This is a genomic window from Bradyrhizobium sp. LM2.9, from assembly GCF_054056555.1.
In genome coordinates this window covers 5,597,294-5,609,711 of record NZ_JBSRYJ010000002.1, presented here as the reverse complement: position 1 = coordinate 5,609,711, position 12,418 = coordinate 5,597,294, and the positions used below count along the sequence as shown (strand labels likewise).

11 protein-coding genes and 2 pseudogenes are annotated in these 12,418 nt (G+C 63.9%); 7 read left to right on the top strand and 6 right to left on the bottom strand.

Going from position 1 to position 12,418, the window contains the following annotated elements:
• The first annotated feature begins 15 nt into the window (after positions 1–15).
• The 4 genes and pseudogenes from ACVWW3_RS29080 to ACVWW3_RS29065 all read left to right on the top strand — a co-directional run bounded on the left by ACVWW3_RS29080 (position 16) and on the right by ACVWW3_RS29065 (position 3,861).
• Complete coding sequence (locus tag ACVWW3_RS29080; RefSeq protein WP_456647845.1) at positions 16–765, top strand: HugZ family pyridoxamine 5'-phosphate oxidase; 750 nt, start codon at positions 16–18, stop codon at positions 763–765.
• Positions 762–1,091 carry a hypothetical protein gene (locus ACVWW3_RS29075; protein ID WP_456649838.1) on the top strand — a complete coding sequence of 110 codons (330 nt, stop codon included), beginning with the start codon at positions 762–764 and terminating at the stop codon, positions 1,089–1,091. The genes ACVWW3_RS29080 and ACVWW3_RS29075 overlap by 4 nt, the downstream gene beginning before the upstream one ends.
• Positions 1,065–1,932 (top strand): annotated as a pseudogene (locus ACVWW3_RS29070) (CHAT domain-containing protein); the annotation flags it as partial. The gene ACVWW3_RS29075 and the pseudogene ACVWW3_RS29070, both read left to right, overlap by 27 nt.
• A 312-nt stretch (positions 1,933–2,244) precedes the next feature.
• Positions 2,245–3,861, top strand: coding sequence for a phosphoenolpyruvate carboxykinase (locus tag ACVWW3_RS29065; RefSeq protein ID WP_247445374.1), 1,617 nt, complete (start codon positions 2,245–2,247; stop codon positions 3,859–3,861).
• Between the two features lie 208 nt (positions 3,862–4,069).
• On the opposite strand, the pseudogene ACVWW3_RS29060 reads toward ACVWW3_RS29065, so the two are convergent.
• A pseudogene (locus ACVWW3_RS29060) lies at positions 4,070–4,889 on the bottom strand (acyl-CoA thioesterase).
• 94 nt (positions 4,890–4,983) lie between these two features.
• Positions 4,984–7,515, bottom strand: coding sequence for a glycogen/starch/alpha-glucan phosphorylase (locus ACVWW3_RS29055; RefSeq protein ID WP_456647846.1), 2,532 nt, complete (start codon positions 7,513–7,515; stop codon positions 4,984–4,986).
• A 206-nt stretch (positions 7,516–7,721) separates the two neighbouring features.
• On the opposite strand from ACVWW3_RS29055, the gene ACVWW3_RS29050 reads away from it, so the two are divergent.
• The gene (locus ACVWW3_RS29050; RefSeq protein WP_247348708.1) at positions 7,722–7,967 is read left to right on the top strand and encodes a hypothetical protein; all 246 of its coding nucleotides are present in this window, start codon (positions 7,722–7,724) and stop codon (positions 7,965–7,967) included.
• 93 nt (positions 7,968–8,060) lie between these two features.
• Here ACVWW3_RS29050 and ACVWW3_RS29045 read toward each other — a convergent pair whose 3' ends face one another.
• Positions 8,061–8,351, bottom strand: coding sequence for a GIY-YIG nuclease family protein (locus ACVWW3_RS29045; protein WP_247348709.1), 291 nt, complete (start codon positions 8,349–8,351; stop codon positions 8,061–8,063).
• 190 nt (positions 8,352–8,541) lie between these two features.
• Between ACVWW3_RS29045 and ACVWW3_RS29040 the strand changes: the two genes are divergently transcribed.
• Entirely contained in the window at positions 8,542–8,973 is a 432-nt protein-coding gene (locus ACVWW3_RS29040) for a hypothetical protein (RefSeq protein ID WP_247445369.1), read from the top strand.
• 121 nt (positions 8,974–9,094) lie between these two features.
• Here ACVWW3_RS29040 and ACVWW3_RS29035 read toward each other — a convergent pair whose 3' ends face one another.
• Positions 9,095–9,868: a DUF2865 domain-containing protein gene (locus tag ACVWW3_RS29035; protein WP_456649724.1), complete on the bottom strand. Its 774-nt coding sequence runs from the start codon at positions 9,866–9,868 to the stop codon at positions 9,095–9,097.
• Positions 9,869–10,054: 186 nt separating this feature from the next.
• Positions 10,055–10,618 (bottom strand): orotate phosphoribosyltransferase, encoded by a 564-nt coding sequence (gene pyrE / locus ACVWW3_RS29030; protein WP_247348712.1) that lies wholly within the window; start codon positions 10,616–10,618, stop codon positions 10,055–10,057.
• 222 nt (positions 10,619–10,840) lie between these two features.
• On the opposite strand from pyrE, the gene ACVWW3_RS29025 reads away from it, so the two are divergent.
• A complete protein-coding gene (locus ACVWW3_RS29025) occupies positions 10,841–11,467 on the top strand; it encodes a glutathione S-transferase family protein (protein ID WP_456647847.1) in 627 nt (208 codons plus the stop codon).
• Between the two features lie 175 nt (positions 11,468–11,642).
• Here ACVWW3_RS29025 and ACVWW3_RS29020 read toward each other — a convergent pair whose 3' ends face one another.
• Positions 11,643–12,278, bottom strand: coding sequence for a LysE family translocator (locus ACVWW3_RS29020; RefSeq protein WP_456672222.1), 636 nt, complete (start codon positions 12,276–12,278; stop codon positions 11,643–11,645).
• Positions 12,279–12,418: the final 140 nt, after the last annotated feature.

Here is a 12,418-nt window from a genome sequence, read left to right as displayed (position 1 = left end):
GAGCCGAGAAAGCCGATGCAACCGACCTCCGATTTCGACCCCGGAAAGCTCGCCAAATCGCTGCTGCGGCGGTCGCGGCAGGGGGCCCTGGCAACGTTGATGGCCGGCAGCGGCGATCCCTATTGTTCCCTGGTCAATCTGGCCAGCCATCCAGACGGCTCGCCCATCCTGCTGATCTCGGGATTGGCCGTGCACACCAGGAACATCCTGGCCGATAGCCGGGTCTCCCTGATGCTGGACGAGCGGGCGGCGGGCGATCCCCTGGAGGGCGCCCGGATCATGCTGTCCGGTCACGCCGAGCAGGCCGATGCCGACAAGGATCTGCTCCGGCGACGGTATCTCGCTGCCCATCCCTCTGCGGAAGCGTCTGTTTCCTTCAAGGATTTCTCCTTCTACCGGATCCGGCCCACGGGAACCCATCTGGTTGCCGGCTTCGGCCGCATCGTCGATCTCAGGCCCGAGCAATTCCTCACGGACCTCGCCGGGGCCGAGGATTTGCTGGCGGCGGAGGAGGGAGCGGTCGCGCACATGAATGCCGACCACCGCGCCGCCATGGGCCTCTATGCAACAAAACTGCTCGACGCGGCCGAGGGCGACTGGCGCTGCACCGGTTGCGATCCTGAGGGCATCGACATGCAGGACGGTCAAACCACGCTGCGGCTGGACTTCCCGGAGCGGGTGGCTGATGGCACGGCGCTGCGCAAGATGTTGGTCCGCCTCGCTGGCCAAGCGCGCACAAAGACGGACCAGAGCGCAAAAATTTGAACGCTGCTGCCCATCGCCGCGACCCGAAGGCGACGGCGAGCTGTTCATGGCAGGATATAATCGACTGGCGCTGGTTGCGAGTTTGGCGCTCTCGATTACCGCATCGCTTGTCACGCCAAGCTTTGCGCAGAAAAGGCCTTGCCCAGAAAGGTCTCGCCGCGGAGAGCGCGCGGATCAACGCACTCATGAGCGCCGGCCAATATTCGGAAGCACTGCCTTTGGCGCAAGGCATGGTCGCGAGCCCGGAGAAGAGCGACACCGGTCGCGAACTCTCCGCCGCGTTGAACAACCTAGGTGTGCTCGAAGGCTATCGCGGCGCCGCCTAGCTGCTGCGGCGTCAGGCCGTCTCGGTGCTGCCGTCGGTGGTCAGCCTGAAATCGCTGCGCGCCTTCGCGCGGAGGGATCATGGCGTGAAGCCGATGACCGGCTTTGGCGATCCCGTGTTCAATCCTGCACTTGAAGCGCCCGCCGAGCGGCGCACCGCGAACGGCAAGGTCGCCGCGCGCAGCATCGCGACCATCGCCTATACCGACTTCTGGCGCGGTGCCGGCGTCGATCGCGCGCGGCTTGCGCAGGCGTTGCCGCAGCTGCCGGATACCGCGGACGAATTGAACGCGGTGGCCAGGGATGTCGGGGCTGCCGAGGCCGATATCCATCTCGGCCGCGACGCCAGCGAAACGACGCTCAAGCGTGCGGCGCTTGCTCAATACGGCATCATCTACTTTGCCATCCACGGCCTCGTTGCCGGCGATATCAAGGATCGGGGTGAGCCTTCGCTCGCGCTCTCCATTCCCGATCAGCCCACGGAGCTCGACGACGACTGAAGTCGCCCAGCTCAAGCTCAATGCGGATTGGGTTGTGCTGTCAGCCTGCAACACCATCGCAGGCGACAAGCCCGGCGCCGAGGCGCTGTCGGGATTGGCGCGCTCGTTCTTCTACGCCGGCGCCCGCTCCCTGCTGGTCTCGCATTGGGCGGTGGATTCGGAAGCTGCCACCCGCCTGACCGCGACGACTTTCGAGTTGCTCAAAAACGATCCAAAAATCGGTCGTGCCGGAGCTTTGCGCCGCGCGATGTTAACCTATGTTGATGACACCTCGTCACCGCGCAATGCCTATCCCGCGATGTGGGGGCCGTTCGCGCTCATCGGCGAAGGCGAGGCACGATAGGACGGCGTTAGAAATTGCTCAGAGAAACTGTCCTTGGGCATTTGTGCGTCGCAATAACCTTGGGAAACGTCGAAACGTGCATTTGGTTGCGCGATCATTCGTGATTTTTTTGATGCGCCTGCTCAGAGCTGACATGCGCGGCGTTTGGCGCGGTCCTTGAATAAACCAAATCCTGCGGGATCAGCTTGGCAACGCCAGCGTTCATCAGTATTAGGTCGCCCAGCCGAGGCCGGATGGCCTATCATTCACGGTGACCGCGACGGCGCTAAAGCATGATCGCGCTGAGAGCCGCGAGTTCTAGGAGGATTTTTCGTGCAAGAGACGGGCGTGCGCAACGGTGCCTTCGGTGCCGACAAATTCGGTTTAAAGAATCTCAAACAGGTTCACTGGAACCTCGGTGCGCCGCAGCTCTATCAATACTCGCTCTCCGCGGGCGAGGCGGTGCTGTCGGCCGACGGCGCGCTCTGCGCCGACACCGGCGAGTTCACGGGTCGCAGCCCGAAGGACAAGTTCACGGTGCGCGACGCCACCACCGACAAGAAGATGTGGTGGGCCGGCAACCAGTCGATCACGGCTGAGCAGTTCGAGACGCTCTACCAGGACTTCCTCAAGCACGCCGAAGGCAAGTCGCTGTTCGCACAGGACCTCTACGGCGGCGCCGATCCGGCCTACCGGATCAAGACTCGCGTCTTCACCGAGCTCGCCTGGCATTCGCTGTTCATCCGCACGCTGCTGATCCGCCCTGAGGCGGTCGAGCTGCCGAGCTTCACGCCGGAGCTCACCATCATCGACATGCCGAGCTTCCGCGCCGATCCGAAGCGCCATGGCTGCAAGTCGGAGAACGTCGTCGCGATCGATTTCGCCCGCAAGATCGTGCTGATCGGCGGGTCTTATTATGCCGGCGAGATGAAGAAGTCGGTCTTCACCACGCTGAACTACTATCTGCCGGAGCGTGGCGTGATGCCGATGCACTGCTCGGCCAATGTCGGCGCCAAGGGCGATGCCGCGATCTTCTTCGGCTTGTCCGGCACCGGCAAGACCACGCTGTCCGCCGATCCCAACCGCACGCTGATCGGCGACGACGAGCACGGCTGGGGCCCGAACGGTGTCTTCAATTTCGAAGGCGGCTGCTATGCCAAGTGCATCAAGCTGTCGCAGGAAGCCGAGCCCGAGATCTACGCGGCCTCGACGCGCTTCGGCGCGGTGCTCGAGAACTGCGTGCTCGACGAAGACACTCGCGTGGTCGATTTCGACGACGGCTCCAAGACCGAGAACACGCGTTCGGCCTATCCGCTCGAATTCATCCCGAACGCCTCGCGCACCGGCCGCGCGCCGCAGCCGAAGAACGTGGTGATGCTCGCCGCCGATGCCTTCGGCGTGCTGCCGCCGATTGCCAAGCTGTCGCCGGCGCAGGCGATGTATCACTTCCTGTCGGGCTACACCGCCAAGGTCGCCGGCACCGAGCGCGGTCTCGGCAACGAGCCCCAGCCGGAATTCTCGACCTGCTTCGGTTCGCCCTTCCTGCCGCTCGACCCCTCCGTCTACGGCAACATGCTGCGCGACCTGATCGCCCAGCACAATGTCGACTGCTGGCTGGTCAACACCGGCTGGACCGGCGGCAAGTACGGCACCGGCTCGCGCATGCCGATCAAGGTGACGCGCGCGCTGCTCACCGCCGCGCTCGACGGCTCGCTTCGCAACGTCGAATTCCGCACCGACAAATATTTCGGCTTCGCGGTCCCGACCGCGCTGCCGGGCGTGCCGAGCGAGATCCTCAACCCGGTCAACACCTGGAAGGACAAGGACGAGTTCGACAAGACCGCCCGTGCGCTGGTCGGCATGTTCCAGAAGAACTTTGCCAAGTTCGAAGCGCAGGTCGACGCCGAGGTCCGCGCCGCTGCGCCGGACGTGAAGCTCGCGGCGGAGTAAGCTCGCACCGCTTGAAACGCAAAAGGGCGGCCGCGAGGCCGCCCTTTTGTCTTTCCTTCCCTCTTGCGGGAGAAGGTGGCGCGAAGCGCCGGATGAGGGGTTCTCTCCGCGCGTTCAACCGCAAGGAAGCGCTCGCGGAGAGAACCTCTCACCCGTCTCGTCGCTTCGCGACGAGCCACCCTCTCCCGCAAGGAGAGACGGGAAGCGCCTACGCCTTGAAATACGCAATCTGCGTTGTCGTCGCGAGCAGTCGCCCGTTCGGGGACCACAGCTCGGCGTTCTGGTCGGCGTAGCTCTTGTGCATGATCTTCGCGTCGGCCGTCGCGAGCACACGGGTGATGTCCTCGGCCGCGAGCTCTTCACTGTCAGTGTGAAAATACGTCGTCAGCGACACCGTGCCGAACGGCACCAGCTCGCGCCGCGCGTGGAAGATGCGGCCGAAGAAGGCGTCCGACATCGACATCAGCGACGGCATGTCGAGCTTGCGTGGCGTGCGGTCGCCGATCCATATTTTTGAATAGGTGCTGGCGAGCTCGGCCTGCGGCGGCCCGATCCTCATCTCGCCCTCGACAAACCGGAATTCATACTGGTTGGCCCAGGACGCCGCGATCTTCGGGAACGGCAGCGTCTCTTCGAACGGCTTAGTGTCAGGATATTGCGCCACCCTGTGCTCCCAGGACGGCCGGCGTTCGGCGAATACGGCAGTGGCGAGCGTTGCGACCTCGCCGCCGCCTTGCGACAGTTCGACGTTCCAGTGCTGGCTGGAGCGGTTGGCCTTCACTAGCCGCAGGTCGAGATCAAACGGCCCCTTCGCGATCGGCGCGCAGTAATTGACGGTAAGCGCCAGCGGATCACCGGCGCGTTCCGGATGGTCGATCAGCGCGCGCAAAATGGTCGCCGCGGTGACGCCGCCGAACGGGCCGACGAAGGCCCAGTAATCGTCACTGGTGTGAGTGCCCTTGCCAGCTGCTATCGCCCGCGGTGATGCGGGTGGCGTCGTCGAAAGGGTGCGGAAGCTTGGCGTGCATTGTCATGTCCGGCGCTCAATGACGGACGTCATATCACGTCCGTCGCTGGCCTGTGCAATTACCTCTGGAGTAGCCGATTTCACGCTGCGGAAAATCAGCCGGCCGCGCCGCGCTGGTCCTCCGCGTCCTGGAATGGCGGCGTGATCGGATTGACCGGTACATTCCAGATTTCCTCGGCATATTCGCGGATGGTACGGTCGGAGGAGAACCACGCCATGCGCGCGACGTTGAGGATGGAGGCGCGCGTCCAGGCCGGCGCCACTTGCCAGCGCGCATCGACGCTGCGCTGCGCCTCGTAATAAGAATCGAAATCGGCGCTGACCATGTAATGGTCGAGGTAGCGTAGCGCGTGCGCGATGGATTCGAAGCGGCCGGGATCGCCGGGCGAGAACTCGCCGGCGCCGATCGCATTGATGGCGCGCTGGAGCTTTGGCGAATTGCGGATCACGTCGGAGGCGTCCAGCCCCTGCTTGCGCCGCATCATCACGTCGCCGGCTTCCATGCCGAAGATCGCGATGTTCTCCGCGCCGACATGGTCGCGGATCTCGATGTTGGCGCCGTCGAGCGTGCCGATGGTGAGAGCACCGTTCAGCGACAGCTTCATGTTGCCGGTGCCGGAGGCTTCCATGCCGGCAGTCGAGATCTGCTCGGACAGGTCGGCCGCCGGAATGATCACCTCGGCGAGGCTGACATTGTAGTCCGGCAGGAAGACGACCTTGAGCTTGCCGTCGATCGCGGGATCGTTATTGATGACTTCCGCAACGTCGTTGATCAGCTTGATGATCAGCTTGGCGTAGCGGTAGCTCGCGGCCGCCTTGCCCGCAAAGATCTTCACCCGCGGCACCCAATTGCCGCTGGGATCGTCCTTGATCGCCTGGTACAGCGCGACTGTCTCGATGACGTTGAGAAGCTGGCGCTTGTATTCGTGGATGCGCTTGATCTGCACGTCGAACAGCGCGGTCGGATCGACCTTGATGCCGAGCCGCTCGCCGATCAGGCGCGCCAGCGCGGTCTTGTTGTGAAGCTTGACCGCGCGGAATTTGCGCTGGAATTCGACGTCGCTGGCGCGGGCTTCGATCAGGCTGAGCTGCGTCGGATCGTCGAGCACGGCGTCGCCGCAGGTCTCGCGCAACAAATCTGTCAGCTTCGGGTTCGCCAGCATCAGCCAGCGGCGGAAGGTGATGCCGTTGGTCTTGTTGGTGATGCGGCCGGGATAAAGATGGTTGAGGTCGTGGAACACGGTCTCGCGCATCAGGTCCGAATGCATCGCCGAGACGCCGTTGATGCGGTGCGAGCCGACGAAGGCGAGCTGGCCCATGCGCACGCGCCGCCCGCTCCTCTCGTCAATCAGCGAGACCGAGGCACGGAAGTCGATGTCGCCGGGCGCGCGCGCTTCGGCGAGCGCGAGATGCTGCACGTTGATGCGGTAGATGATCTCGAGATGCCGCGGCAGCAGCCGCTCGAACAGCTCGACCGGCCAGGTCTCGAGCGCCTCGGGCAGCAGCGTGTGGTTGGTGTAGGATAGCGTAGCGACCGTGATCTTCCAGGCTTCGTCCCAGCGGAAATTGTGCAGGTCGACGAGGATGCGCATCAGCTCGGTGACGGCGAGGCTCGGATGGGTGTCGTTGAGCTGCACCGCGACCTTGCTCGACAGGCCGCGGAGTTGGCCGTCCGACGCAAGATGCCGCTTGATCAGATCCTGCAGCGAAGCCGAGACGAAGAAATATTCCTGGCGCAGCCGCAACTCGCGTCCCGCCGGACTCTCGTCGTTCGGATAGAGGAATTTGCAGATCGCTTCCGCGCGCGATTGCTCGGCGGTGGCGCTGACATAGTCGCCCTTGTTGAAGGCGTCGAGCTTCAACGGATCGGGCGAGCGCGCCGACCACAGTCGCAGCGCGTTGACGTGCTGACCGCGCCAGCCGACGATCGGCGTATCATAGGCGATCGCCTGCACGGTTTCGGACGGATGCCAGATCGCGCGGTCGCGGCCCTTGTCGTCGACATGCTCGATGCCGCCGCCGAAATTGATGTCATAGATCACTTCCGGCCGCTGCAATTCCCAGGGGTTGCCGAAGCCGAGCCATTCGTCCGGATATTCCTGCTGCCAACCCTGATTGATGATCTGGCGGAACAGGCCGTAATCATAACGGATGCCGTATCCGATCGCGGGGATCGACAGCGTCGCCATGCTTTCCATGAAGCAGGCGGCGAGGCGGCCGAGGCCGCCATTGCCGAGCGCGGCGTCCGGCTCGCATTTGCGCAGCTCCGGCAGCGATACGCCGAGATCACCGAGCGCGACCTCGAAGATCTTGAGAAGCCCCATGTTGTTGAGCGCGTCGGTGAAGAGACGGCCGATCAAAAATTCGAGCGAGAGATAATAGACGCGCTTGCGCCCGGCATCGTAGCTGCGTTTCTCCGCGCTGAGCCAGCGATGCACGATACGGTCGCGCAGCGCCAGCGCCGCGGCCTGGTACCAGTCGTGCCTGGTCGCCATGCCGGCGTCCTTGCCGACGGCGAGGCGCAGCTTCGCCAGGATCGCGCCCTTGATCTCAGCCAGTGCGAGTTCGTCGATGGGCTGGCCGGGTGCGGGTGCGGGAAAATTGGGCTGGAACGATGAATCTTGCAAAGCCGTCACTTCCTGGTCGAAAGACTACTACTCACCCTACGCATCTTGGCACCGTACCGGAACCATCGCTGGCGCGGCCGTGCACTGCGCTGGCGTAAAATTATGCAAGGAACGGGCCGATTTGGGAACCCGGACGCCTACGGGGAAACGTGGATTTGGTGCTAGAATGGCGGCAGATTCAGCCTTCAGTGTGGAGGAGACGTCCCATGAAGCCTCTGATGAGACTGCTGATCGAAATCGCCGCGGTCGCCTTCCTCGTCGTCTGCATCACCGCCTCCGGCGCAGCCTTCGCCGCCGGCAAGATGGGCCGCAGCGCCGACGGCCTGAATTGCGGCGTCACTCTCCCGCAAAACGCATCCCCGGCCACGCGCTGCGCCGCCATCAAGCGCCAATGCGGCGGCAAGTTTTATGCGAGCGCGTGTGGGGACAGGCTGATGTCGGCGGTGAATTGAGGGAAGTGGCTCGCTAAAAAGCGCGACAATGCTTGGGGGAATGCTGCCACCACACGTCGTCCTGGCGGAAGCCAGGACCCATTGCCCCGCCTGTTAGATAAGGCTCGACCGATCATTCCAATCGGGATTTTCCTCCTCGATCAGCTTGATCTTCCAGTCCCGCTTCCAGAACTTCAGTTGCTTCTCGCGCGCGATCGCCTCCTGCGGTGTCGTGAACGCTTCGACGTGAACGAGGCGGAATATCTTGTACTTCTGCACGAACTTCGAGCCGCGACCCGAACGATGTAACTCAAGCCGCGCGCGGATGTCGTTGGTGACGCCGATATAGATCGTGCCGTGATGGCGGCTTGCGAGAATGTAGACGAAGTAGCTGCTCGCGCTCATGGCCCAACCTCGCAAAAGCAACGCTCACCGGGGTAATGGGTCCTGGCTTTCGCCAGGACGACGCTTCTCAAACAACGGCGCCTGGCATCAGAACGAATTAAGAACACTTTAGCAAGTCTTTGATATATCATTGTGATTCGGCGTGCGGCCGACACCATATCTAGCGTCCGTCAGACTTTGCGAGGACTACATGTCCACCATTGCCTTCGATCAATTTGCGCTCACCAGGATCGCCGATTTCGCGCGGTCGCTATCGCGGCTGCATCAGGCGGCGCGGCGCTACGCCGTCGATGACGACCAGTTCGACCGCGAGTTCAATGCGGTGTGCCAGTCGATCTGGCGTTACACCATCGACGACGTCAGCGACGATTTGTTCTCGGCCGAGGACCATCTGTTTCTCGACACGCTGGACGAAGCGCATGCGCGCATCTTTGCAGCCGAGCAGGGTTATGACCTCGTCGACGATCAGGGCATGCTCACCGACTGGTGGGGCTTTTGCTGGATGATCTTGGCCGAAAAGCGCGGCCTGCTCACGGCGGACAACCGCGCCGCCGCGCGCGCGGCGATCGAGGAGAAATATCTGGCGGCGCCGAACGTGATCGGGGTGATCATCGGTAGGTAGTGCTCTCGCTCCTCATCCTGAGGAGCGCGCTTGCGCGCGTCTCGAAGGATGAAGGTCGAGCTGCCCGAGTCGGGCCTCTATGGTTCGAGACGGCGCTACGCGCCTCCTCACCATGAGGATCTCAATCCAGCCCCGCCCGCTTCGCAGGCTTCTGCGTCTTCGGCACCGTCACGTCGGGCAGCGTCTCGCGCACGATCTCCGCGGCGGGGGCATCCGCCGCGACCGTCTCTGCGCGCACCGGCGCCACCCTCATCTCGCCGAGGCGCGCGCGAACCTGCGCCGTGAGGCCGGGATAGGAGGCAACCGGGGTGAAGTCGGCAGCCTGGTCGTTACCGACGCGGATGCCGGTGTAGGCGACGAGGCCGTCGGTGGTGGCGATCACGTCGCCGGGTTTCAGCGACGAGTCCAGTGCCAGATCGACCGGAGCGAGGCCGACCGGCTCGCGGCCGTTGCAGGTGCAGTCGGCGCGCAGCGCCTTGCGATAGGCGAACGCATTCTCGCTTTCGGCGTAGCGCTCGCCGGTCTGCGACGCGGCGCCGTCGATCGAGGAGCCGAAATAGATTTTTGTCGTGCTGGCAGGACAGAATGCCTGACACATCTGCGCAGGCGAGGTGAGGCCGCGCATCAGGGGAAAATATTTGCCGTCGCAGCTGCGCACGCAGAATGCGGGTCCCGAGCCGCCGGCCGCCGCCGATCGCGTCGGCGGCACGTATTGCGGGGATGCGGCGTTCTGCTGGCCGGTGAAGGGGTCGGTGTAGGAGCTCGCCTGTTGCGGCACCTCACGCTGCGGCCGCTGCTGCTGCATTCCGCCGAAGAAGAAGTCGAACAGGCCTTCGGCCGAAACCGGGGCCGGAGCCGCAAGCAGCGGTGCTGCCAGTGTGGCGGCGACAAGCATCACGCGCCGCCGCCGGCGCGCATGGGACATGACTGTACGCAAACGCTTACTCCACCCGACGCTACGCGACCGGCCGGGACCATCAGATCTCAGCACATGATTCACCATAACGCGGGGTGGTAAATGAGCGGTTGAGGGCGAGGCTTCGTGCCCCGGATGCTGCGCTGCGCCCGGGACGGGGCGCCCTTAAGCCTTCAAAAACTCCGAGGCCTTGTACAGCGAGCGGAACGGCAGGCCGGCCGCGCCAAATGTGTCGTCGGCGCCTTCCTCGCGGTCCACCATGGTCAGCACCAGCACCACTTCGGCGCCCGCCTCGCGCACGGATTCCACCGCTTTCAGCGCCGAGCCGCCGGTGGTGGTGACATCCTCGACAATAACGACGCGCTTGCCCTCGAGTGTCTCGCCCCTGGGCAGTCCCTCGATGACGAGCTTCGCGCCATGCTCCTTCGGCTTCTTGCGCACGAAGAAGGCCGCGATCGGATGGCCCTTGATCCAGGAGATCTGCGCCAGCGCGCCGGCCAGCGGCACCGCGCCCATCTCGAGCCCGCCGATGAAATCGAGCTGGTCGTCCTTCAGCGCTTCATAGGTCAGTTCGGCAAGCAGAGTGGCGCCCTCCGGATCGAGCATGGTCGGCTTGAGGTTGAAGTAGAAATCGCTCTTGCGGCCCGACGCGAGCGTCACCTCGCCGCGGCCGAAGGAGCGCCGGCGGATGATCTCGAACAGTCGGGCGCGGGAGGCGGATTTAGACACGGCGGGCCCTCGGGAGCGTTTTTGGAAGTGGCGGAATTTATCCGCGACGGACGCGACATTCCAGAGGGGGCTTCCCCCGTCAACAGGGATCGGCCATCCCGGCCCGCCGGTTGTGGGGGTGCAACCTTCTGGAGTAGGTGGATGCCAGATATCTCTTGGGCAGGAAACTGGGCCACTGCGCAAGGAAACTGCGCAAGGAAACGGGGCAAGGAAACGCGAAAAATGACCATCGAGCTGCACACCTGGAACACGCCGAACGGCCGCAAGATCTCGGTCGCGCTGGAGGAAATGGGGCTGCCCTACAAGGTGGTGCCGGTGAACATCAGCAAGGGCGAGCAGATGGCGCCGGATTTCCTGAAGCTCTCACCCAACAACAAGATTCCGGCGATCCTCGACCCCGAGGGGCCGGACGGCAAGCCCGTCAGCCTCTTCGAGTCCGGCGCGATCCTGCTTTATCTCGGCGAAAAGACCGGCAAATTCCTGCCGAAATCGCTGACCGGCCGCATCCCGGTCTATGAATGGCTGATGTGGCAGATGGGCGGCTTCGGCCCGATGCCGGGCCAGGTGCACCATTTTATCGCGCTCGAGAGCGAGCAGGACCGCGCCTACGGCCTCAAGCGCTATATGGCCGAGACGCGCCGACTCTACGGCGTGCTCGACCGCCGGCTAGCGGACCGCGATTTCGTTGCCGGCGAGATCTCGGTTGCCGATTTTGCCATCCTGGGCTGGGCATGGCGCCACCCTCGCCACAAGGTTGAGCTGGCCGATTTCCCCAACGTCAAGCGCTGGTACGAGGCCCTGATGGCCCGCCCGGCGGTGAAGCGGGGCATGGAGGCAAAGCTGGATTGAGGTTTCTTCTCCCTCCCCCCGCTTGCCCTTTGCGGGGGAGGGTGGCTCGCCGCGCAGCGGCGAGACGGGTGCGGGGCCTGTCTCGCCGAACTCACCCGCATCTGTGCTCGAGGAGAGAACCCCTCATCCGGCGCTTCGCGCCACGTTCTCCGCAAGGGGAGAAGGAAAAAAGCAGTCACACCTTCTTCGCTTCCACCGCCATCCGCACCGCGAGCCCGGCCAGCACCGTGCCCATCAACCAGCGCTGCACCAGCATCCAGCTCGGCCGACTCGTCAGAAACAGCGCGATTGATCCTGCCGCGAGCGCGATCATCGCATTCACGCTGACACTGATCGCGATCTGGATCGCACCGAGCACCACCGACTGCGTCAGCACGCTGCTGGCGGTAGGGTCGATGAACTGCGGCAGCAGCGCGAGATACAGCATCGCGATCTTCGGGTTGAGCAGATTGGTGACGAACCCCATTGCGAACAATTTGCGCGGGCTGTCGATCGAAAGCTGCTTCACCTGGAACGGCGAGCGCCCGCCGGGCTTCACCGCCTGCCAGGCGAGCCACAACAGATAACCGGCACCGGCGAAGCGCAACGCGTCATAGGCAAAGGGAATGGCGAGCAGCAGCGCCGTGATGCCGAACGCCGCGCACAGCATGTAGAACACGAAGCCCAGCGCCACGCCGCCGAGCGAGACGATGCCCGCCGCCGGTCCCTGCGCGATCGAACGCGAGATCAGGTAGATCATGTTCGGCCCGGGCGTGAGCACGAGGCCGAGGCAGACCAGGGCGAAGCCGAGCAAAGCGGACGTGTGGGGCATGGCTGAACCGGTGCGGGAGACGGCACGGTTTTAATGTGCGGGGGATCGCGAGGCCATCGCGCAATTGCACGGAGGACAATTCAGGTGCGGCCGCGCGCGCTACGCTGCCTCGCCCCGCAAGCAGGGCGAGGCAAAAAAAA

Coding starts and splice junctions, on each gene's coding strand:
- ACVWW3_RS29050 (WP_247348708.1), top strand. CDS start 7,722: ATGAAGCCTCTGATGAGACTGCTGATCGAAATCGCCGCGGTCGCCTTC.
- ACVWW3_RS29035 (WP_456649724.1), bottom strand. CDS start 9,868: ATGCTTGTCGCCGCCACACTGGCAGCACCGCTGCTTGCGGCTCCGGCC.
- ACVWW3_RS29040 (WP_247445369.1), top strand. CDS start 8,542: ATGTCCACCATTGCCTTCGATCAATTTGCGCTCACCAGGATCGCCGAT.
- ACVWW3_RS29045 (WP_247348709.1), bottom strand. CDS start 8,351: ATGAGCGCGAGCAGCTACTTCGTCTACATTCTCGCAAGCCGCCATCAC.
- ACVWW3_RS29080 (WP_456647845.1), top strand. CDS start 16: ATGCAACCGACCTCCGATTTCGACCCCGGAAAGCTCGCCAAATCGCTG.
- ACVWW3_RS29020 (WP_456672222.1), bottom strand. CDS start 12,278: ATGCCCCACACGTCCGCTTTGCTCGGCTTCGCCCTGGTCTGCCTCGGC.
- ACVWW3_RS29025 (WP_456647847.1), top strand. CDS start 10,841: ATGACCATCGAGCTGCACACCTGGAACACGCCGAACGGCCGCAAGATC.